Annotated in this window: 28 protein-coding genes; 5 read left to right on the forward strand and 23 right to left on the reverse strand. The window is 61.6% G+C overall.

What is annotated here, in order from left to right; genetic code table 11:
• Positions 1-138: 138 nt before the first annotated feature.
• The 14 genes from rpmD to N6L27_RS07765 all read right to left on the reverse strand — a co-directional run bounded on the left by rpmD (position 139) and on the right by N6L27_RS07765 (position 6,805).
• Complete coding sequence (gene rpmD, locus N6L27_RS07700; RefSeq protein ID WP_019298002.1) at positions 139-327, reverse strand: 50S ribosomal protein L30; 189 nt, start codon at positions 325-327, stop codon at positions 139-141.
• 13 nt (positions 328-340) lie between these two features.
• On the reverse strand, positions 341-910 hold the full coding sequence (gene rpsE, locus N6L27_RS07705) for a 30S ribosomal protein S5 (RefSeq protein ID WP_039174353.1): 570 nt from the start codon (positions 908-910) through the stop codon (positions 341-343).
• Between the two features lie 132 nt (positions 911-1,042).
• A complete protein-coding gene (rplR, locus tag N6L27_RS07710; protein ID WP_039183852.1) occupies positions 1,043-1,402 on the reverse strand; it encodes a 50S ribosomal protein L18 in 360 nt (119 codons plus the stop codon).
• A gap of 11 nt (positions 1,403-1,413) precedes the next feature.
• The gene (rplF, locus tag N6L27_RS07715; protein WP_039191295.1) at positions 1,414-1,947 is read right to left on the reverse strand and encodes a 50S ribosomal protein L6; all 534 of its coding nucleotides are present in this window, start codon (positions 1,945-1,947) and stop codon (positions 1,414-1,416) included.
• 12 nt (positions 1,948-1,959) lie between these two features.
• On the reverse strand, positions 1,960-2,352 hold the full coding sequence (rpsH, locus tag N6L27_RS07720) for a 30S ribosomal protein S8 (protein ID WP_019297998.1): 393 nt from the start codon (positions 2,350-2,352) through the stop codon (positions 1,960-1,962).
• 13 nt (positions 2,353-2,365) lie between these two features.
• Positions 2,366-2,671: a 30S ribosomal protein S14 gene (gene rpsN, locus N6L27_RS07725; protein ID WP_019297997.1), complete on the reverse strand. Its 306-nt coding sequence runs from the start codon at positions 2,669-2,671 to the stop codon at positions 2,366-2,368.
• 20 nt (positions 2,672-2,691) lie between these two features.
• The gene (gene rplE / locus N6L27_RS07730; protein WP_039152141.1) at positions 2,692-3,255 is read right to left on the reverse strand and encodes a 50S ribosomal protein L5; all 564 of its coding nucleotides are present in this window, start codon (positions 3,253-3,255) and stop codon (positions 2,692-2,694) included.
• Positions 3,255-3,560, reverse strand: a complete 306-nt coding sequence (gene rplX / locus N6L27_RS07735) for a 50S ribosomal protein L24 (RefSeq protein ID WP_019297995.1) — start codon at positions 3,558-3,560, stop codon at positions 3,255-3,257. Before rplX ends, rplE begins: the two co-directional genes overlap by 1 nt.
• A 2-nt stretch (positions 3,561-3,562) precedes the next feature.
• A complete protein-coding gene (rplN, locus tag N6L27_RS07740; protein ID WP_005621870.1) occupies positions 3,563-3,931 on the reverse strand; it encodes a 50S ribosomal protein L14 in 369 nt (122 codons plus the stop codon).
• Positions 3,932-4,030: 99 nt separating this feature from the next.
• On the reverse strand, positions 4,031-4,261 hold the full coding sequence (gene rpsQ / locus N6L27_RS07745; RefSeq protein ID WP_005621877.1) for a 30S ribosomal protein S17: 231 nt from the start codon (positions 4,259-4,261) through the stop codon (positions 4,031-4,033).
• An 11-nt stretch (positions 4,262-4,272) separates the two neighbouring features.
• On the reverse strand, positions 4,273-4,473 hold the full coding sequence (gene rpmC, locus N6L27_RS07750) for a 50S ribosomal protein L29 (RefSeq protein WP_019297994.1): 201 nt from the start codon (positions 4,471-4,473) through the stop codon (positions 4,273-4,275).
• Between the two features lie 212 nt (positions 4,474-4,685).
• The gene (locus N6L27_RS07755; protein WP_271906664.1) at positions 4,686-5,729 is read right to left on the reverse strand and encodes a succinylglutamate desuccinylase/aspartoacylase family protein; all 1,044 of its coding nucleotides are present in this window, start codon (positions 5,727-5,729) and stop codon (positions 4,686-4,688) included.
• Positions 5,730-5,779: 50 nt separating this feature from the next.
• Positions 5,780-6,142 (reverse strand): hypothetical protein, encoded by a 363-nt coding sequence (locus N6L27_RS07760; RefSeq protein WP_271906665.1) that lies wholly within the window; start codon positions 6,140-6,142, stop codon positions 5,780-5,782.
• Positions 6,143-6,184: 42 nt separating this feature from the next.
• Complete coding sequence (locus N6L27_RS07765; RefSeq protein ID WP_271906667.1) at positions 6,185-6,805, reverse strand: 2OG-Fe(II) oxygenase family protein; 621 nt, start codon at positions 6,803-6,805, stop codon at positions 6,185-6,187.
• A gap of 400 nt (positions 6,806-7,205) precedes the next feature.
• On the opposite strand from N6L27_RS07765, the gene N6L27_RS07770 reads away from it, so the two are divergent.
• Both N6L27_RS07770 and N6L27_RS07775 read left to right on the forward strand, forming a co-directional pair.
• Positions 7,206-7,505, forward strand: coding sequence for a hypothetical protein (locus N6L27_RS07770; RefSeq protein ID WP_271906669.1), 300 nt, complete (start codon positions 7,206-7,208; stop codon positions 7,503-7,505).
• On the forward strand, positions 7,502-8,302 hold the full coding sequence (locus N6L27_RS07775) for a DUF2145 domain-containing protein (RefSeq protein ID WP_271906670.1): 801 nt from the start codon (positions 7,502-7,504) through the stop codon (positions 8,300-8,302). Before N6L27_RS07770 ends, N6L27_RS07775 begins: the two co-directional genes overlap by 4 nt.
• Positions 8,303-8,381: 79 nt before the next feature.
• On the opposite strand, the gene rplP is transcribed toward N6L27_RS07775, so the two are convergent.
• From rplP to N6L27_RS07805, 6 genes are all read right to left on the reverse strand, one after another.
• Positions 8,382-8,795 carry a 50S ribosomal protein L16 gene (gene rplP, locus N6L27_RS07780; RefSeq protein WP_019297988.1) on the reverse strand — a complete coding sequence of 138 codons (414 nt, stop codon included), beginning with the start codon at positions 8,793-8,795 and terminating at the stop codon, positions 8,382-8,384.
• Between the two features lie 12 nt (positions 8,796-8,807).
• Positions 8,808-9,518, reverse strand: coding sequence for a 30S ribosomal protein S3 (gene rpsC / locus N6L27_RS07785; RefSeq protein WP_019297987.1), 711 nt, complete (start codon positions 9,516-9,518; stop codon positions 8,808-8,810).
• On the reverse strand, positions 9,518-9,898 hold the full coding sequence (gene rplV, locus N6L27_RS07790; protein WP_008557868.1) for a 50S ribosomal protein L22: 381 nt from the start codon (positions 9,896-9,898) through the stop codon (positions 9,518-9,520). Before rplV ends, rpsC begins: the two co-directional genes overlap by 1 nt.
• A gap of 3 nt (positions 9,899-9,901) precedes the next feature.
• Entirely contained in the window at positions 9,902-10,180 is a 279-nt protein-coding gene (gene rpsS, locus N6L27_RS07795) for a 30S ribosomal protein S19 (RefSeq protein WP_008554066.1), read from the reverse strand.
• Positions 10,181-10,183: 3 nt separating this feature from the next.
• Complete coding sequence (rplB, locus tag N6L27_RS07800) at positions 10,184-11,026, reverse strand: 50S ribosomal protein L2 (protein ID WP_271906671.1); 843 nt, start codon at positions 11,024-11,026, stop codon at positions 10,184-10,186.
• Positions 11,027-11,338: 312 nt separating this feature from the next.
• The gene (locus tag N6L27_RS07805) at positions 11,339-12,229 is read right to left on the reverse strand and encodes a LysR family transcriptional regulator (protein WP_271906672.1); all 891 of its coding nucleotides are present in this window, start codon (positions 12,227-12,229) and stop codon (positions 11,339-11,341) included.
• Positions 12,230-12,340: 111 nt separating this feature from the next.
• On the opposite strand from N6L27_RS07805, the gene N6L27_RS07810 reads away from it, so the two are divergent.
• Positions 12,341-13,891, forward strand: a complete 1,551-nt coding sequence (locus N6L27_RS07810) for a proton-conducting transporter transmembrane domain-containing protein (RefSeq protein WP_271906673.1) — start codon at positions 12,341-12,343, stop codon at positions 13,889-13,891.
• 14 nt (positions 13,892-13,905) lie between these two features.
• Positions 13,906-16,314: a YbcC family protein gene (locus N6L27_RS07815; protein WP_271906674.1), complete on the forward strand. Its 2,409-nt coding sequence runs from the start codon at positions 13,906-13,908 to the stop codon at positions 16,312-16,314.
• Positions 16,315-16,477: 163 nt separating this feature from the next.
• On the opposite strand, the gene N6L27_RS07820 is transcribed toward N6L27_RS07815, so the two are convergent.
• Positions 16,478-17,170 (reverse strand): MOSC domain-containing protein, encoded by a 693-nt coding sequence (locus N6L27_RS07820; RefSeq protein WP_271906675.1) that lies wholly within the window; start codon positions 17,168-17,170, stop codon positions 16,478-16,480.
• A complete protein-coding gene (locus N6L27_RS07825) occupies positions 17,171-17,713 on the reverse strand; it encodes a MarR family winged helix-turn-helix transcriptional regulator (protein WP_271906676.1) in 543 nt (180 codons plus the stop codon).
• Positions 17,714-17,798: 85 nt separating this feature from the next.
• Here N6L27_RS07825 and N6L27_RS07830 point away from each other — a divergent pair, with 85 nt between their 5' ends.
• Positions 17,799-18,548: a hypothetical protein gene (locus N6L27_RS07830; protein ID WP_271906677.1), complete on the forward strand. Its 750-nt coding sequence runs from the start codon at positions 17,799-17,801 to the stop codon at positions 18,546-18,548.
• Between the two features lie 265 nt (positions 18,549-18,813).
• On the opposite strand, the gene qhpR is transcribed toward N6L27_RS07830, so the two are convergent.
• Positions 18,814-19,953, reverse strand: a complete 1,140-nt coding sequence (qhpR, locus tag N6L27_RS07835; protein ID WP_271906678.1) for an AraC-like transcriptional regulator QhpR — start codon at positions 19,951-19,953, stop codon at positions 18,814-18,816.
• Positions 19,954-19,969: the final 16 nt, after the last annotated feature.

Genomic DNA, 19,969 nt, shown 5'->3' on the forward strand with positions numbered 1-19,969 from the left:
GGTTGCACACACGCATACCACGTAACGACCGAGACACAACACATCTGCGCCACCCGCCGCCGCCCCTCCCGGCCCGGAAACGAAAAACGCCCCCGGCGAACCGGAGGCGTTTTCCAAAGTCAGTGCTCGAAAAGGGGCTTAGCCGCGCTCTTCGATGATCTGAACCAGGTGCGGGATCGAGTTGACCATGCCGCGGACCGAAGGAGTATCCTCCAGCTCACGGGTCTTGTGCATCTTGTTCAGGCCCAGGCCAACCAGGGTTGCGCGCTGTTTGGCGGGGCGGCGGATCGGCGAGCCGATCTGCTTGACGACGATGGTTTTTGCCATGTCTCTCTACTCCTTACGCTTCAGCTTCGGCAGCTGCCGGTGCGTCGTCCCGCTTGGGCAGGATGTCGGCGACCTTTTTGCCGCGGCGCTGAGCCACCGAACGCGGGCTCTGCTCTTTCTGCAGGCCGTTCAGGGTGGCGCGGATCATGTTGTAGGGGTTCTGCGAACCGATCGACTTGGAGACCACGTCCTTGATGCCCAGCATCTCGAACACGGCACGCATCGGACCACCGGCAATGATACCGGTACCTTCCGGTGCGGTCCGCATCACAACTTTGCCTGCGCCGTGACGGCCGGCCATGTCGTGGTGCAGGGTGCGGCCTTCTTTCAGCGGCACGCGGATCATCTGGCGCTTCGCCTGCTCGGTCGCCTTGCGGATCGCCTCGGGCACTTCTTTCGCCTTGCCCTTGCCAAAGCCGACGCGGCCTTTCTGGTCGCCAACGACAACCAGGGCTGCGAAGCCAAAGCGCTTACCGCCTTTTACGGTTTTCGACACGCGGTTGATCGCGACCAGGCGATCTGCAAATTCCGGTGCCTCTTCACGCTCGCGGCGGGGGCCGCGGCGGTTTTCACGTTCTGCCATCAGGCATTCCTTTCATAGGGCGCAGTCCAGTAACAAAGGGGGCGCCTGTTTTTCCGATCCTTGGTGAGAACCGGCCCAAAGGCCGGTCTCCCGGATCATCGGGGCAGCCCCAAGAGGCTGCCCGCATGGGATTTAGATCTTCAGGCCGCCTTCACGCGCAGCGTCGGCCAGAGCCTTCACCTTGCCGTGGAACAGGAAGCCGCCGCGGTCGAAGTAGGCTTCGCTCACGCCAGCCGCTTTCGCGCGCTCTGCGATTGCTGCGCCAACTTTGGCCGCTGCTTCGATGTTGTTCTTGCCGACTACACCGAGATCTTTTTCCAGGGTCGACGCTGCTGCCAGGGTCACACCGCGCAGGTCGTCGATCAGCTGAACAGAGATGTTCTTGTTCGAACGGTGCACGGACAGACGCGGACGGCCTGCGTTCACTTTGCGAAGCTTGTTCCGGACGCGCAGCCGGCGCTTCAGAAACAGGGTACGTTTGCTGTTTGCCATTTTGCTGGTCCTTACTTCTTCTTGCCTTCCTTGCGGAAGATGAACTCGCCCTTGTAGCGGATGCCCTTGCCTTTGTACGGCTCGGGACGGCGCCAGTCGCGGATTTTCGCCGCCACTTCGCCCACCTGCTGCTGGTCGATACCTTCCACAACGATTTCAGTCTGCTTCGGTGCGGTGATGGTGATGCCATCGGGTGCAACGAAGTCGACGTCGTGGCTGTAGCCCAGGTTCAGCTTCAGGGTGTTGCCCTGCATCTGAGCCCGGTAACCCACACCCTGGATCTCCAGCTCTTTTTTGAAGCCCTGGGTCACGCCGGTCACGAGGTTGGCCACCTGAGTGCGGGACATGCCCCACTGCTGACGGGCACGCTTGGACTTGCCGCGCGGCTCGATGGTGACAACGTTGTCGTTCACGGAGAGGGTGACGTCGTCGGTTGCGGTGAAGGTGCGGGCGCCTTTCGGGCCTTTCACTTCGATGGTCTGGCCGGACACAGAGGCGGAAACGCCGCTGGGCAGTTCGACCGGTTTCTTACCAATACGGGACATTGCGAGGCCTCCTTAGAAGACGGTGCAAAGCACTTCGCCGCCAACGTTGGCTGCGCGTGCGTTTGCGTCCGACATCACACCCTTGGGGGTGGAGACAATCGACACGCCCAGGCCCTGGCGGACCGACGGGATGTCATTGACGCCCATGTAAACGCGGCGGCCGGGCTTGGAGACCCGCTTGAGCTCGCGAATGACAGGTTCGCCGTCGAAGTACTTGAGGCTGATTTCGATGGCCGGGTGGCCATTTTCACCAGTCATCTTCTCATAACCGCGGATGTAGCCCTCGTCCGCCAGCACGTCCAGCACCCATGCCCGCAGCTTGGAAGCCGGGGTCATGACGGTGGATTTGCCGCGCATCTGAGAGTTACGGATACGGGTGAGCATATCGCCGATAGGATCGTTCATATCAGTCTCTCCCTTACCAGCTCGATTTCACCAGGCCGGGGATCTGACCAGCAGAACCCAGCTCGCGCAGCGCAATACGGCTGACCTTCAGCTTACGGTAGTAAGCGTGCGGACGGCCGGTGAGCTGGCAACGGTTGTGAAGACGGGTTGCCGACGAGTTGCGCGGCAGTTTCGCCAGTTTCAGACGCGCCTTGAAGCGCTCTTCCATCGGGCGAGATTCGTCGTTTGCGATTTCTTTCAGCTCGGCACGCTTTGCGGCGTATTTAGCCACCAGGCGCTCGCGCTTCTTCTCGCGTTCGATCATGCTTTTCTTAGCCATGGTCTCTATCCTTCCCGCGCTTAGCTGTTGAAGGGCATGTTGAAAGCTTTCAACAGCGCCTTTGCTTCCGCGTCGGTTTTCGCGGTGGTGGCGATCACGATGTCCATGCCCCAGGCCTCGTCGATCTTGTCGAAATCGATTTCCGGGAACACGATGTGCTCTTTCAGGCCCATGGCATAGTTGCCGCGGCCGTCGAAGGAGGTGCCCGAAACACCGCGGAAGTCGCGGATACGGGGCATCGCAATGGTGATCAGACGGTCGAGAAATTCGTACATCCGGTCACCGCGCAGGGTCACCTTGGCGCCCATTGGCATGCCTTCGCGAACGCGGAAGCCGGCGATGGAGTTCTTTGCCACGGTGGTCAGAGCCTTCTGGCCCGCAATCGCGGTCAGGTCGGCCTGGGCGGATTTGGCTTTCTTGCTGTCTTTGACAGCAGCACGGCCGCAGCCGATGTTCAGAACGATTTTCTCCAGCTTGGGGAGCATCATGTCGTTCTTGTAGCCGAACTCTTCTTTCAGGGCGCCACGGATGGTGTCCTTGTAGAGAGTTTTCAGGCGCGGGGTGTAGGTTGCAGCGTCAAGCATCAGACAGTCTCCCCGGTGGTCTTGGCGAAGCGCACCTTCTTGCCGTCTTCCTCGCGGAAGCCGACGCGGGTTGCTTTGCCGTTGCTGTCCAGCAGTGCCAGGTTCGACAGGTCGATCGGCAGTGCCTTGGGCAGACGGCCGCCCTGGCTGTTTTGAGTCTGGCGGGTGTGGCGGATGGCCATGTTCACGCCTTCGACGACGGCTTTGCCGGCCTTCGGGTCAACGGAAGCAATGGTGCCTTCCTTGCCCTTATCGCGGCCTGCCAGCACGACGACCTTGTCGCCTTTACGGAGTTTCGCAGCCATGATTACAGCACCTCCGGAGCCAGCGAGATGATCTTCATGAAGTTCTTCGCGCGCAGTTCACGAACAACCGGCCCAAAGATACGGGTACCGACCGGCTCGTTGTTGTTGTTCAGGATGACAGCTGCATTCCGGTCAAAACGGATCGCGGTGCCGTCTTCGCGGCGGACTTCTTTGGCGGTGCGCACGACAACGGCCTTACGGACGTCGCCTTTTTTCACGCGGCCGCGCGGGATGGCTTCTTTAACCGAGACGACGATGATGTCGCCAACGGAAGCGTATTTACGCTTGGAGCCACCCAGAACCTTGATGCACTGAACTCGGCGGGCGCCGGAGTTGTCAGCAACATCCAGATTTGTTTGCATCTGGATCATGTGGTTTCTCCCGACCTATGGGGCAGCGATGCGTGCTGTTATCCCCCAGGGTTTCGACTGACTGTTAAGTCTAGCCGCCAGGAGTCTCGGATGAGACTCTTAGGCTTCCAGAACTTCCCAGCGTTTCGTTTTCGATTTCGGCGCGCATTCGATGATGCGTACGGAATCGCCGACCTTGAAAGCGTTCTTTTCATCGTGAGCCCGGTATTTCTTGGACTTACGGATGGTTTTCTTCAGAACCGGGTGCGTGAAGCGGCGTTCAACCGAGACGGTGACGGTCTGGGCGTTTGCGTCGCTGGTCACAACGCCTTGCAGGATACGTTTGGGCATTGTGTCGCTCCTTATTCGGCTGCTGCTGCAGCTTTTTCGTTCAGGATGGTCTTGACGCGGGCAGCGTTGCGGCGGGCCGCTTTGATGCCGGAGGTCGATTCCAACTGACCGGTTGCCTGCTGAAAGCGCAGGTTGAAGCTCTCTTTTTTCAGGGATGCGAGCATATCGCGGAGTTCATCCACGGTCTTCTCGCGCAGATCATTGGCGTTCATCGCCTTTGTTCCTTGTCCAAAGCACCAGAAGGCCCCGAGGGTCACCTTTTTACCTGGTGGGTTATGTCAACTGCCCGGAAGGGGCAGCAAAAAAGAATCACCTGACCCGGATCCAAGACGGATTGGGTTCAAGCGATGGGTCCCTATAGAGGAGACGGGGGTGAGGGGCAAGGGAAAGATTGGAACGCCCCAGGGCTGCCCGCCAAAGGCGGTCAGATGATCTCATCCTCATCGAACATCGCCGCCCCGTCCAGCTGGGCGTTCAGGCTTTCGATGCGGCCCTCTGCCTCCTCCGGCGCGGAGACTTTGGCAATGTGGAACAGCGCGTCGCCTTCGTTGACGATGGGCATGTTGGCGCGGCCGATGATCAGGCCCGGCTGGCTGGCGGTCAGCTCTACCTCTTCCTCGCCGAAGGGGTCGGCGACAATGCCCAGCACGTCGCCCTCCTCGACCATTTCACCGGTGGTTTTGTAGGCGCGCAACAGGCCGCCGGCAGGCGCACGCTCCCAGCTGCTGTCGCTGGCCCGGACCGGCACCGCCTCGGCCAGCGGCACGCCATCCTCGGGGATCATCCCCAGCGCGTGCATCACCCGCAGGATGCCCGCCACGCCGACGCGGGCGGACTGCTCGTCGAACCGCAGCCCCTCCCCCGCCTCGTAGAGCAGGATATCGACGCCCGCCTTCTGCGCCTCCTTGCGCAGCGAGCCATCACGGAGAGAGGAGCGGATCACCACCGGGGCGCCGAAGGCATCGGCGTATTCCAGCGTCTCCTTGGACTTGGGCGACACCCGGATCTGCGGCATGTTGGTGCGGTGGATGGCGGCGGAATGCAGGTCGATGCCCAGATCACAGCGCGCCACCACCTCTGTCATGAACAGATGCGCCAGGCGGCTGGCCAGGGATCCGCCCTCGCTGCCCGGAAAGCACCGGTTCAGGTCGCGCCGGTCCGGCAGGTAGCGGGAGTGGTTCAGGAAGCCGAAGGTATTGACGATCGGCACCACGATCAGCGTGCCCTTCAGGCGCGAGAACTGGCGGCTGCGCAGCAGGCGGCGGGCGATTTCCACCCCGATCACTTCATCGCCATGGATGGCGGCGGAGACAAACAGCGCTGGCCCCTCCTTCGCGCCGTGGATCACATGGGCGGACATGGTGACCGGCGTGTGGTCCGACAGAACGCTGACCGGCATATCCACCGTGCGGCGGGTGCCGGGCGGAATGTGGAAGCCGCCGATTTCAAAAGGGGAACGCCGCGCCATCTATACCTCCCGCAGTGCCGTTCCGGGACGCTATGCGGGTTCGAAGGCTTTTACAATTGCCGCACCCTGTTGAGAATTGTTTCGAACTGCCAGCCGTCGGGAAGGCGGGGGAGCCAGAGGCGGGTTTCTGCCGTATGAATCATCATGGCGCCGCGGACGGTCCTGAGACGCCGGATGTCTTTGATGGCAACTTCACTGCTCATGCCCTGCTTTTCCACAACCAGAACACGCTGCGTGGTGATCACATAAGTGGCTGAGCGAAAGGCCCGGTGAACGAACAGCCAGATCACCAGAGCAACCGGCGCGCAAAGAACAATGACCAGAATTTCGGTCAGCGTGGGCGCGATGCGCGCGTGGACAGCATGAACAACCTGCTCGCCGTCTCGGAGCACGAGCGGCGCATGGTCATACATTGGCAATGCCCGGTTTGCGGTTGAACCGCAGGGGAAGGCAAATCAGTCCCACTTGTAGTTGAAGCTCACTGAAATCCGCTCGTCCTCGGCCATATTCATCGGCACCTCGTGGCGCAGCCAGCTTTCCCACAAGAGCACATCGCCCACATCCGGTTTCATGTAGATGAAGGGCTGCAGTTCGCGCCGGGCTTCCTTGGTACGGGTGGGCGCCGCCATCATCCGGGCGGAGCGCGGGTCCTCCAGCTTGAGCGCGCTGGCGCCGTCGGGCATCGACACATAGGTGGTGCCGGAGATCACCGAATGGGGGTGCAGGTGGCTGGAATGGGTGCCGCCCTCGGGCAGGATGTTGATCCAGAGATCTTCCAGCTTCAGCGCGCGCCCGTCCAAATCGAACTCCAGATCCTTTGCGAACGCCGCGACGTGCTGGTCCAGCGATTTCACCAGGTCGGCAAAGATCGGGAAGCGCCAAGGCAGATCGGTCAGCGAAGCATAGGAGGTATAGCCGGGATAGCCGTTCTCCTCGCACCAGTCCTGGCCCGCATCATCATCGCCGGCGATGACAAGGCAGGAGTTTTCCAGTTCCTGCGCGTCAACCTTTGGTCCGTATTCAGACAGTTGCGCGCGGTAGAGGCGGGTCACGAAGAGCGATTCAATCTGGGCCATGCCAGCGTCTTAGCGCAGCCCGCCTGCGAGCGCGAGTGCCGCCAGGAGAATCGCCCGCTCTTTCTGCTGCCGCGCAGCCTGCAGAGCGGCAGGCCTCAGGCAAATCCCCTGTCGTGGCTCGCCGCAATTTCACGCCCGATGTGCAAGATCCCGCAGGAACCGCAGAAGTGAAGGCATTGCGCAATGACCCTTTTCGAAGACGATACCTTGCGGCCGGACGCCCTGAAACCGGTTCGCTCTCCAGCAGAGGAAACTGCACTGCTTTCCCAATCCGGCACCGTCCAGCCAGTTTGGGCCGACGGGCAGTCCGTGAATTCGTGAACGACGTTCAGAAAATACTTGACGGCGCCGCAGAGGTGGCGCAATGTTGTGAACATCGTTCATGGACGGAGTTCAAATCATGCCCATTTCCAAGAGCCTGCTGGCAGCCGTTGCGGTTTGCGCAGCATCCCAGGCCGCAGCAGGCCCCAGCACCCAGCATTCGGCACAAAGCCTTCAGCATTCCGGATACAGCGCCGCCGCCAGCAGTGAAGCTGCGGCTGCCACCGCTGTGGCAATTGTTGCCATTCCTGTTCTGGCCGTGGGCGCCGGGCTCGTGGTGTCCGCAAACGCGCTGGCCTCCCCCCATCCGCATAGCCATGCCCATAGCCACCCTGCCCCGGGGCAAATCCCGCAGCCGGCACAAGGAGGCAACCGATGATACGCAGGATATTCATCGCAATGGCTGCTGCGGCCGCCCTCCATGCCGCCCCTGCTGCAGCTGGCAGCAGCGAAACCGGCAAGACGCATTTGCCCATTTCTGATACCGCCGCCTTTTCAAATCAGGTGCAACTGGATCTGGCGGCCCGCGGCGCCGGTATCGCAATTGTAGCACGGACCGGGCGGCCACCGCACACGCTGCCGGAGGGGGTCAACTATACGCATACCGCCTTGTGGGTTTATTCAACGATCAAAACCCCGGACGGCAGCAGCGCCAAAGGGTACCGGGTGTACAATCTCTATCAAGACCAGGATGACCTGACCCGCAGCTCCCTGGTGCAAGAGGCGCCTGCAGATTTCTTCAGAAGCGCCCACACGCTGGATACGGGCATCATCATCCCCGCCCCGCACTTGCAGCGCAAACTGCTGAAGGCCATCGCCAGCCCGGTCTATCCCGCACTGCACAACCCCAGCTATTCGGTGCTGTCCAACCCCAACACAACGCAGTTCCAGAACTGCAACGAACTGACCCTGGACCTGCTGATTGCCAGTATTTATGGCACGACGGACAAATCCGGGATCAAGGCCCGGATCGCCGCCGAGTTTCACCCCCAGCCGATCCGCATCAACGGGCTGAAACGGTTTCTGGCCCCCGCCGCCTCGGCTTCGCTGACAACATCCGACCATGGCAAGGGCGTCGCGACCGTGACCTTTGGCTCGCTGGCACGCTACCTGCGGGCCAAAAACCTCGCCTCAGAGATCTACCAGCTCACGCCTGACAGGGCGGTGCGGCTATAAACTGCCCCAGCCAAAAAACAAGAAAGCCCCCCGCTGATTGCTCAGCGGGGGGCTTTTAATTCTCCATGACCGGCAGAGTTTACCAGTCTTCGCGGACCACGACGCGGGTCTTGACCGGCAGCTTCATCGCGGCCAGGCGCAGAGCCTCGCGTGCGATTTCATCGCTGACGCCGTCGATCTCGAACATCACGCGGCCAGGCTTAACCTTGGCTGCCCAGTAGTCCACGGAGCCTTTACCTTTACCCATACGGACTTCGGTCGGCTTCGAGGTCACCGGAGTGTCCGGGAAGATACGGATCCAGACACGGCCCTGACGCTTCATGTGGCGGGTCATGGCACGGCGGGCAGCTTCGATCTGGCGTGCAGTCACACGCTCAGGCTGGGTTGCCTTCAGGCCATAGGTGCCGAAGTTCAGGTCGGAGCCGCCTTTTGCCAGGCCGTGGATCCGGCCCTTGTGCATCTTGCGGAATTTAGTGCGCTTTGGCTGAAGCATCTCAAATCCTCCTTAGCGACGGCCGCCACCAGCACCACGGGGTGCAGGGCCGTCCTGGATTTCTTGTGCTTTACGGTCACGCGCCGAAGGATCGTGCTCCATGATCTCGCCTTTGAAGATCCAGACCTTGATCCCGATGATCCCGTAGGGGGTCATCGCTTCGGAGTGTGCGTAATCGATGTCGGCACGCAGGGTGTGCAGCGGCACGCGGCCCTCACGGTACCATTCGGTACGCGCGATTTCCGCACCGCCCAGACGGCCAGCGACGTTCACCCGGATACCCAGGGCGCCCATGCGCATGGCGTTCTGCACGGCCCGTTTCATGGCACGGCGGAAGGACACACGGCGCTCCAGCTGCTGAGCGATGGACTCGCCGACCAGCTGAGCGTCCAGTTCCGGCTTGCGCACTTCAACGATGTTGAGGTGCAGCTCGGAATCGGTCATCTTGGCGATTTTCTTGCGCAGGACTTCGATGTCCGCGCCTTTCTTGCCGATGATGACGCCCGGACGGGCGGTGTGAATGGTCACGCGGCATTTCTTGTGCGGGCGCTCGATGATGACGCGCGCAATGCCAGCCTGCTTGCATTCTTCCTTGATGAACTCGCGGATTTTCAGGTCCTCGAGCAGCAGATCACCGTAGTCTTTGGTGTCGGCGTACCAGCGGCTGTCCCAGGTGCGGTTCACCTGAAGGCGCATGCCGATCGGATTGACTTTCTGACCCATTAGGCTTGCTCCTCAACTTGACGCACCTTGATGGTGATCTCCGCGAACGGCTTCAGGATTTTGCCGAACCGGCCACGGGCACGCGGACGGCCGCGCTTCATGGTCAGGTTCTTGCCAACCCATGCCTCGGCGACGATCAGTTCATCGACGTCCAGGTTGTGGTTGTTTTCAGCATTCGCGATGGCGGACTGAAGGCATTTCTTCACGTCCTGCGCGATCCGCTTGTTGGAGAAAGTCAGGTCGGTCAGGGCCTTCTCGACTTTCTTGCCGCGGATCATCTGAGCCACCAGGTTCAGTTTCTGCGGGGAGGTACGGAGCATGCGCAGTTTTGCCATTGCTTCGTTGTCTGCCACGCGGCGGGGGTTCTTTTCCTTGCCCATGACTTACTTCCGCTTCGCTTTTTTGTCTGCGGCGTGGCCATAATAGGTGCGGGTCGGCGAGTATTCACCGAACTTCTGACCGATCATGTCTTCCGAGACGTTGACGGGGATATGCTTCTGGCCGTTGTACACACCAAAGGTCAGGCCGACGAACTGCGGCAGGATGGTGGAACGGCGCGACCAGATCTTGATCACTTCATTGCGGCCCGATTCACGCGCTGCTTCTGCCTTTTTCAGGACGTAAGCATCAACGAAGGGGCCCTTCCATACGGAACGTGCCATGGATTAGCGGCCTTTCTTCTTGGCGTGGCGCGAGCGGACGATGAGCTTCTGCGACGCCTTGTTTTTGTTGCGGGTCCGTTTGCCCTTGGTCGGTTTGCCCCAGGGGGTCACCGGGTGGCGGCCACCGGAGGTCCGGCCTTCACCACCGCCGTGGGGGTGGTCGATCGGGTTCATGACGACACCACGCACGGAAGGACGCTTGCCCTTGTGGCGCATACGGCCGGCTTTACCGAAGTTCTGGTTCGAGTTGTCCGGGTTCGACACAGCACCGACGGTTGCCATGCATTCCTGACGGACCAGGCGCAGTTCGCCCGAGGACAGGCGGATCTGAGCGTAACCGCCGTCACGGCCAACGAACTGAGCGTAGGTACCGGCTGCGCGGGCAATCTGGCCGCCTTTGCCGGGCTTCATTTCGATGTTGTGAACGATGGTACCGATCGGCATGCCCGAGAACGGCATTGCGTTGCCCGGCTTGATGTCAGCCTTCGCGGATGCGATGACCTGGTCGCCAACTGCCAGACGCTGCGGCGCCAGGATGTAGGCTTGCTCGCCGTCTTCGTATTTGATCAGCGCGATGAATGCGGTCCGGTTCGGGTCGTATTCGATCCGCTCAACGGTGGCCGCTACATCAAATTTGTTCCGTTTGAAGTCAACGATCCGGTAGAGGCGCTTTGCGCCGCCGCCACGGCGGCGTGCAGTGATCCGTCCGGTGTTGTTCCGGCCGCCCGATTTGGTCAGACCCTCAGTGAGAGATTTGACCGGACGCCCTTTCCAAAGCTCCGAACGGTCGATCAGAACCAGCCCACGCTGGCCCGGCGTCGTCGGCTTATACGACTTGAGTGCCATGCTTTCTGTCTTCCGTTTAGCGTGCCAGGCCTTAGGTTCTTGTCTTTGGCCCAGCTATGTTGAAGGCCCCCGTAGGTGCCTGAGATATAGGGCCCCGAAGGTCCCCGAGTTCGTGCATCCTGACAAACATAACGACCCCGGAAACGAATCCGGGGTCTGCAGGATGGATGGCGTTTAGCAGAGTCGCCGGGAGGTGGCAATGACAGACTTCCGGCTTTTCAGAGATTGCCGTCAGGCTGCCGGGTACCGCCCCGCTGCCCTCCTGTTTGGACCATCCGGCTGCCAAGTGCCACCCCGGCAGTTTCTGCTGCCTCAAGACAGAAACGCCGACGCGGCATGCCGTTCGAGCAGATCCTGGACCAACGGGTTCGGGAACCGGCGGCGGAGCGTGACCGCAAAAAATGTTTCCTGAATGCGGGGGTGCTCGCTGGCCTCTCTGAGCCGGCCGGAGTTCAACTCATCCGTCACGACAATGGGCGCAACAAGGGCCAGCCCGATATCCTCCCGCGCGAGAAGCCGCATCATGGCCATGTCATCCACTTCCGCCGCGATCTGAGGACGGACCGACAACCGGCTGGCCAGGGCATCAAAAGCCGTGCGCACACTGCTGCCGGCGGTGGGCAGAATGAAGGGCTGTTCAAGGAGAAGCTCCCGCAGCGGGCGGTCCGGGTCGAGCCGCGCAGGACTGCCGACAATGCTGACATCCTGCTCGCCGATCTTGTGTGCCTCATACGGGGTCAGGCTGTCATCCGGCGGCGGCTGGTTCATCAGCACAAGGTCGACGTTCAGCGTTCCCAGGCCCTCGAGCAACTCCGCCGGACTGCCTGAGCGCAGGACAACCTCAACATCGCTGCGGGACAGGATCGGCCTCAGAAACCCGATCTGAAAGTTACGGGACAGCGTCGCGAGCGCGCCCACACGCAGGGCCTTCCGGCTTTGGACCGCCCCCGACAGCGTAGCGACAAGCTCTTGACCGGTCGAGAATATCGCATCCGCGTGGCCCAGCGCGATACGCCCGGCCTCAGTCAGATGAAGCTGCCGCCCGCGGCGTTCGAACAGGTCGTGGCCCAAGCGCTCTTCCAATTGCTTGATCTGAACTGACAGCGCCGACTGCGACAGGTTCAGCCGTTGCGCGGTGCGGGTCAGATTGCCGTCATGCGCAACCGCCCAGAAGTACCGGAGATGATGATAGTTCAATGGCATTCATTCTATATACTAGAACGAAATCGATCAAACAATGAATTTTTATCACGGAAAGCTGTGTCTTATGCATTTCCCAATGTCTCTGACTGAGAAAACTGAAGGGTTCCGATCATGACCTATCTTCTTCTGCCCCTCCTCAGCCCGCTGGTCCTGCTGGCTGCAGCCTTCTATGCGTTCCGCCATCCCGGCAAACGTCCCGGGCGGGTGCCGGTACTGGCCGAGGCCGCTGCCTTTGCCGCCTTTGCCATCGCGGCGGCAGCTGCCACGCTTCTGATTTTGAATGGCTCCGGCACCTCGGCATTGATCGGGCTTTTCGGGGCCGGGCTGTCGGTCCGGCTGGACGCGGTAAGTGCGGTGATGCTGGTTCTGGTCAGCTTCATCGGCTGGATCGTCCTGCGCTTTTCCAAGACCTACCTGGACGGCGAAGACCGGCAGGGCGCCTTCACGGGCTGGGTCAGCACGGCACTGGCCTCTGTTCTGCTGCTGGTGATGTCCGGCAATCTCATCCAGCTCATTGCGGCCTGGACAGTGACCAGTCTGGCGCTGAACCAGCTGCTGCTGTTTTATCCCGAACGCGCGACAGCCCGGCGGGCTGCCCGCAAGAAGGCCGTGGTTGCACGGCTGAGCGAGGGCGCCTTGGCCGGTGCCGTTATTTTGCTGATCGCCGCAACCGGGACGACGGATATCGAAACGATCCTGTCCACGGCCGGAGCCGGCTGGCTGACGGCCGCGGCCGCCCTGCTGATCGCCGCGGCGGCGGTTCTGGCCTCGGCGCAGTTCCCGCTGCACGGCTGGCTGACCGAGGTGATGGAGGCGCCCACACCGGTTTCCGCCCTGCTGCACGCAGGTGTGATCAACGCGGGCGGGTTCCTGCTGATCCGCTTTGCCGACGTGATGCTGCTGGCTCCGGGCGTGATGGCGCTGCTGGTCATGCTCGGCGGGTTCACCGCGCTGTTCGGCGGCCTGGTGATGCTGACCCAGCCCGCAGTTAAAACGTCGCTGGCCTGGTCGACCATCGCGCAGATGGCCTTCATGATCATGCAATGCGGCCTGGCGCTGTTCCCGCTTGCCCTGCTGCACATCGTGGCGCACTCGCTCTATAAGGCGCATGCCTTCCTCAGCTCAGGCGAGGCAGTGCGCAACGTCGCCGCGATCCGCCGTCCCGGTCCGGTAGCAGTGCCAAGCGCGCGCAACGTGCTGCAGGCCTTTGCCATTGCCATCGTGATCTACAGCGGCGTTGGTGCGGTTCTGGGATTTGACGGCAAGTCGGTCCAGGCCATTGCCCTGGGTGTGATCCTGATCTTCGGTGTCGCCTACCTGCTGGCACAGGGCTTTGCCGACGCGGCGCCGCGGGCACTGATGCAACGGACCGCAGCCTATGCCCTGGCTGCCTCGGTCAGCTACTTTGCCCTGCAGGTCATCGCCCAGCATCTGACCGCGGGCAGCCTGCCGCCGGCCCCAACCCCCGGACCGCTGGAATGGGCGCTCATCCTCCTTGCCCTCGCAAGCTTTGGCCTGGTGGCCGTGGCGCAGGCAACCTTCCCGCTCTGGGCATCTCACCCAGCGGCCGCGGGACTGCGCGTCCACCTGACCAACGGTCTCTACGCCAATGCGATCTTCGACAAGCTGCTGGACGGATGGTCCAAGCGCGCTGCTGCCTGAAAGGAAACCCGCTCATGTTTGCGAAACTCGAGTCCTACCCCGCCGCCCTGCTGGAACTTGTTGCCGAAGCCAACACTGCTGCCAAGGCGATCCCGCCGCTCTTCCCGCTCTCTGCCAATGTTGCGGTGAACCCGTTCCTTGGCCAGACGAGCGAACCCCTGGCCGTCACTGCTGCGCGTCTTGAGCGCGCGGGAGGTGCCCGGATTACACCGCCGCGCGCCTATTGGGCGCAGAAGCTGGAGGCAGGCAGCATCACTGAAGCCGACCTGCAGGTCGCTCTGGCTGCGGTCGAAGGCCGCTTCAATGCGCCGAGACTGCAAGACATCAAGGCCGCCCTGGCCAGTGAGACTGCTGAACCCAAAGCCCTTCCAACAGTGGCCGAACTGGCCGCAGAGGTTTCGGGCATCGACTGGCCCGGACTGATCGAAGACCGCGTCAGCGTATGGGCCGCCAGTCATTTCGATCAGGGGCAGGCCCTGTGGCAGCAGGACGGCACCGGCGGTGCTTTCAGTGCCTGGCGGGACTTTGCCGCGCGTGACCTGACACCGGAGATCCACGGCCTGACGGGTTTCTGCGCCTTTGCTGCGGACACCAACCGGTCGCATTGGCGGGCCATCGGCCGGGCGTCGGAAACCCTTGGCGTGAACTCTAGCGCCGCCGCAACTGCATTCCACCGCTGGCTGATGACGCTGGGCGGCTGGGCACAGTACAGCCGCTATCTCCTGTGGCAAGCGGAACTGGAGGGCAAGCAGGACAGCACGGTGACAGAGCTTCTGGCCATCCGGATGGTCTTTGATGAAGCCCTGTTCGAGCTTTACAAAGACCAAATCCAGGCTCGCTGGGCAGAGGCTGTTGCGGCCCATCAGGCCCCGGTCACCCCGTCTGCGGACCTGGTCATCGACGCTGTTCTGCAGGAGGCCGCAGAACGGGCCGGACAACGCGCCCTGGAGGCCAAGCTGCTGCAGGGCAAACCGCAGCAAACCGAAGGGCGCCCGGATGTGCAGGCAGCCTTCTGTATCGACGTGCGCTCGGAAGTGTTCCGCCGCGCACTGGAGGCGCAAAGCAGCAGCATCCAGACCATCGGTTTTGCAGGTTTCTTCGGCCTGGCCAGCGCCCATAAGGCCGCAGGTTCGGATGTGACCGAAAGGCGCAACCCGGTGCTGCTCCAGCCCGGCATGGCCTCTCAGGCAGGCGAAACCGGGCAAGCCAACCTCAACCGCCGTTACTCGGCACGGGCCAAACGCGCCTGGGGCCGGTTCAAGCTCGCCGCTGTCTCCTCCTTTGCCTTTGTGGAGGCCGCTGGCCCGATCTATGTGGGCAAACTGCTCCGGGATGCACTGGGGCTGAATGGCCAGCCGGCCGCAGATCCCGCCCCCGTGATGGACCCGGAAATCGATCTGGAGAGCCGCGTGGGCATGGCCCGATCGGTACTGACAGCCATGTCGCTGACGGAGAATTTCGCACGGATCGTGCTGCTGGCAGGCCACGGCGCCCGAGTAACCAACAATCCGCATGAAAGCACGCTGCATTGCGGTGCCTGCGGCGGTTACGCCGGAGATGTGAATGCCCGCCTGCTGGCCAGCCTTTTGAACGACCCGAGCGTGCAGGCCGGCCTGCGGGACAAGGGGATCAGCATCCCCTCCGATACCGTCTTCGTGCCGGCGCTTCATCATACAACAACTGACGATCTGATCCTGTTTGAACAGGACCTGCCGGATGGGAAGCCGAAGCAAAACCTGAAGCAGCTGAGGACATGGCTCGCCGCAGCCGGCAGCCTGGCACGTGCCGAGCGCGCAATGCGCCTGCCGCGCGCGGACCGCGCCGCTGCAATTACCCGCCGGGCCCGGGATTGGGCTGAGACACGCCCTGAATGGGGTCTGGCAGGCTGCCGCGCCTTTGTCGCGGCGCCGCGCCACCGGACCGGCGCCACAGACCTGTCCGGCCAGGCCTTCCTGCACGACTACGACTGGCAGCGGGACGAAGGGTTCGGTGTGCTTGAGCTGATCGTGACGGCGCCCGTGGTGGTCGCCAGCTGGATCAGCCTCCAGTACTACGGCTCCACCGTGGCGCCGTCCGTGTTCGGCGGCGGCAACAAGCTGCTTCACAACGTGGTCGGCGGGATCGGCGTTCTTGAGGGCAACACCGGCGCGCCGCGTCCGGGGCTGCCGTGGCAATCCGTCCACGACGGCACCGGTCTGCAGCACGACCCGCTGCGCCTGACCGTAGTCATCGAAGCGCCGCGCGAAGCGATGTCGAAAATCCTGAAACGCCACCCCAGGGTGCGCGAGCTGTTTGACAACGGCTGGCTGCACCTGATCGCAATGGACGGCGAAGGCAAGCTCGCCTGGCGCTACCGCCCTGGCCTCGAATGGGAACGCTTTAACGAACGCGCAGAAGCCCTCCGCGCGATCGCCGCGGAGTAACCTGCCTTTGCCGGCTTGAGAATGAGCAATCGGGCGGCACTGATCTGAAGATTTCAGAGCCGGTGCCGCCTCCGGATTGCATCAGCACCGGGGCTTTGTATCCTTCCACAGTTCAGGTCCGGCACTGCGCGGATGGTTGGCCGATGACCGGTTCGTGCAAAAGCTAGGCTCCCAGCCTTTTGCTCGTGTCCTCGGTTTTTTCGCCTCCGGCCATTCGCCCGAACGCCTGCCGCCAGCCTGGAGCCAGTGCTTCCATTTCCGCCAGCACTCCGGCATCTTCCAAGGATATCCTCCGGGTCAAGCGGGCTTGTGTCACGCGCAAGACGCTCCAGTCCGGGTGGCGCCTCTCTATCAGGGTTATCCTGTCGCCTGCCGCTACGCCGCCTTCTTCCAGAACACGGTAGTACCACCCCGTACGGCCCGTTTTCTGAAACAGGTAAGGCATCTTTTCGTTGCCCGTATGAAAGCCAAGTTTCCAGCACGGCTGGCGGCCCTGGCTGATCTGAACGGTGGCAGACCCCAGCCTGAGGATATCGCCTATACAGAGGTTTTCTTCTGTCAGGCCAATTGTGGTGATGTTTTCACCAAAAGCCGCAGCCGCCGTGCCGGGAGTCATATGCCCTTCGCTTTGCCAGGCGGCATAGTGATCAAAGGCATAGTGATGGACCGCTTTTTCCTCGCCGCCGTGCACGGTCAAGTCCGCCTGGGCATCGCCTGAAAATCCGGTCAGAGTAAGGGACTGGCGGCCGGGCACCCGGTCTTTCTGAATGGCTGAAGCTGCTTTGCCCGCCCAACGGTTCTGGACACTTCCGAAGAAAATGCCGCCGATTTCCACCGACAAGTCAGGATGTGTCATTCAGGCCTCTTTATGCTCAATACAAATCTTGTCTTTTTCCCCGGCTTCCAAGGCCAGCCCAAGCAAAGTGCAAAAGCCATTCGGAAAACTGGAATCGTGATAGGTACAGGTCCGGCAGCGTCCAAACGCCCGGCCGCCATTGGCAGCCAAAGCCAGCCTCAAACTTTGCATGAGGCCGCTTTCCAGATCTTCCCTGACGTCCGGCGGCAACGCGCCTATCGCCTTAGCAATGGGGTTCGGCTCCTTCAGGGCGGCCACACCTGCTTCTGTGAGCGCGTAGCATATTGACCGCTGATCCGTTTCTTGCCGCCGCTCGGTGACATACCCCTTGCGCACCAGCGCCTTCAGCGTCTGGGACATCGTTCCGCGCGTGGTTCCGAGATACTCCGCAACATGCGACGGCGACCGGGAAAACTGATTGGCTGCAGACAGATACTCGAGCGCCGCCTTTTGGGTCGGATTCAAATCCCCAATCCAGCCGCCTGCCGTGTCTATCCTGGCAAGGCGGTTGATGAGGATGCGGATACCGTGATCGTTTTTCATGACCAGACAATAGCGAGTCGAAATTAAAGTTGCAATCCATCTCATCTTTTAGTAGCGAGTCGCTATCAAATGAAAGGAGACGATCATGAAGCTTTCCCCATCAGTACTTGCCGCCGTTGTTCTCAGGGCCTCAACGGCCTTCGCAGGCGGGGACCACGCCCTGCATCAAGAGGGGGCCGTCATTTCGCCTGCAGATCCTGGCAAGGCGGCGGATTTTGACATTCTGGCCTCCCATGCGCATCGCGATGGCAATACCGTGACCTTCCACATGACCACTGCCGGCACCGCAGGCGCCTCAGTCCCGGATTCGGGTGGGACAGTTGGCGGTGCAGATGTCTGGTCTTATGTGTGGCCGACCTCTCTGGACCCATCTGCAGTGGGGTTCGAGGGCGGCACCGGAATTCTTGCGCTGGCTGCAACCAGCCACCCGGATTTCGACGATACCCCGCTTTTTGACGAAAACGGCGATGGCGATCCCGCAAATGACGGTGTCGAATGGCACAGCCATTGGGTTGTTCTGACTCCGGCAGAGGCCTGCGGCCCAGGCGCATTAGCCGTGCGCGACATCCCCGAAGGCGCTTCGCCCAAGCTGCCCGCGACATGGCCGGGTTTCCCGGTCTTCTTGGACAGCCCAGGATTTACACCGCTGTTTGACGGGCCGGAAATCAAGGTGAACGCCGGATTTGCCAGCGATGTGCAGCTGGATGGCGTTGCCTATGACGGGGTCACCTCTGCATTGCGGGTGAATGCCAACATCCACGCCCCCCTGCTGTGTGTCACCGATGTTTTCGATGTTGCCTCAGGTGATCTGAGCCTGCCCGGCAAGCTTCAGTAATCTCTAAGGGGCAGCCGCAGCAATCAATGTGGCGGCCCCTGGTTGAGAAAATGAAGAAATACGAAAGCCCATTTTTCGGGAGCCGCCCACCTGCCCCGGGATCCACCATCCAGTGAAAAAGAGGCCAGTCATCCTCCAAAAGTCAAACCGGTCCGGTCAAATCAGTCCTCTCAGCGGCTTGTAGTGCCGCGGTGTTTCCAAACGCTTCTGCGCGCCGTTTCTTCTTTGCAACCAGCATTTTGCGCGCGGCACTAGCCCGGGTTCTTCAGGCAGAAGTTTGCTTTCTGAACTGGCTGGGAGTCGCGCCCTCCCGCTGCCGGAAGGCGCGCTCAAATGCAGAAACCTCAGAATAACCCAACCTTTCGGAAATGTCGTGAAGCTGCGCGCCCGGAGCCAGCAGCATGCGCTTGGCTATCTCCATGCGGCAGCCCGCCAGCAGACGGGAAAACTTCTGCCCTTCATCCTCCAGCCGGCGCCGCAGAGTACGGCGCGACATGCCCAGGGCGGCGGCGATGGCGGTCTGTTCAAAACTTTCACGGCCGATCCGCATCAGCAGCTCTCGGCGCACCCGCACCGTCACCGGCGCCTCCCGTTCGCTTTGACGGGCGGAGCGGACAATCGACTGCGAAGCGGCTTTAAAGGCTGGATTTTCGCTGGCAGCCAGCGGCAGGTCAAGCAGGCCGGAGGAAAACACCAGCGTGTTCGAGGGCGCCGCACACTGTACCGGGCAGAGCGGCCCGGCGGCATTGTGACTGAGCAGCGCACTTGATTCGTGCTCTAGCGACAGCAGTTCAGGCCGCCAGTCCGGGCCGCTTGCAGAGCGAATCAGACTGTGGAAAACAGACAGCGTCAACTCTGCATCCTGCTGCCGCGGCCAGATGCTGTTGTCGAGGATCCGGTAGGTCAGCCGTGCCTTGCCCCCATCCACCGAAAGGCTGAGCTCCGAGTCGCTTTGCACCATCGGAAAGGCATTGCGGAACAGTGCCAGAGCTGCCCCCAGCGTCGGCGCCTGCATGATATATTCACCAAGTGCGCCAAGGTTTTGCAGGTCAAAAACCGAACCGACCCGCCAGCCGAAATCGGGGAGTTGAAGCTGATGAGAGGCGTGTTCACAGAAGTCCACGAATTTCTTCAGACCTATTTCACCGTCCAGGTCTTGCGGATGTATCCCGGCGTTGCGGGAAATGGCTGCAGAGTCACCGTTCATGAACTCAACGGCCCGCAACGGATCGTTCAAGGTGGAGGCAGAAATCCGGGGCTGGTAAGTGTGTGGCATCGCGCATTTCCTCTGGATTGCGCTAGAATACGGCAAAATTCGCCAATTCCAGAAAAATAGCCGCAACCGGGGCCCAAGCGGCCGATTCTGTCCGGAAATGTCGGGTTGTTGTCCGGAAGTGTCCGCCACAAGAGGCGGCCCGCCG

This window comes from Leisingera sp. SS27, from assembly GCF_028368855.1.
GTDB lineage: Bacteria > Pseudomonadota > Alphaproteobacteria > Rhodobacterales > Rhodobacteraceae > Leisingera.